Source organism: Microtetraspora sp. AC03309, from assembly GCF_020826795.1.
Lineage (GTDB): Bacteria > Actinomycetota > Actinomycetes > Streptosporangiales > Streptosporangiaceae > Microtetraspora > Microtetraspora glauca.
This window is the reverse complement of sequence record NZ_JADDIL010000559.1, coordinates 1-422: the sequence shown is the minus strand read 5'-3', so window position 1 is coordinate 422 and position 422 is coordinate 1. Positions and strand designations below refer to the sequence as shown.

Annotated in this window: 1 protein-coding gene; it reads left to right on the top strand. The window is 55.0% G+C overall.

The window, feature by feature from the left end; translation table 11 throughout:
• A partial coding sequence (locus IMZ11_RS44350; protein ID WP_228649781.1) for an alpha/beta fold hydrolase occupies window positions 1–422 on the top strand: 422 nt, incomplete at both ends.

Genomic DNA, 422 nt, shown 5'->3' with positions numbered 1-422 from the left:
CCTTTGAGGTAGGTAAGGACCTGGCGATCACGCCGGGCAAGGTCGTATATCGCAACCGCCTGATTGAGTTGATCCAGTACACGCCGGCCACAGAGACGGTCCATGAAATCCCCATCTTGGTCGTGCCGCCATGGATCAATAAGTACTACGTGATGGACATGCAGCCGGAGAATTCGCTGTTCAAGTACCTGGTGGATGCCGGCTTCACCCTGTTCACCATCAGCTGGAAAAACCCTGATGAAACAGTTCTTGACCTGGAATGGGACGACTATCTGGATCTGGGCACGCTGGAAGCGCTGCGAATGGTCAAGGAAATCATGGGTGTCGAGCAGGTGAACCTGGTCGGCTACTGTCTAGGCGGGATCATCTCCCAGGTAACTTTGGCCTATCTGGCGGCCACTGGAGACGACGCGCAGATAAAC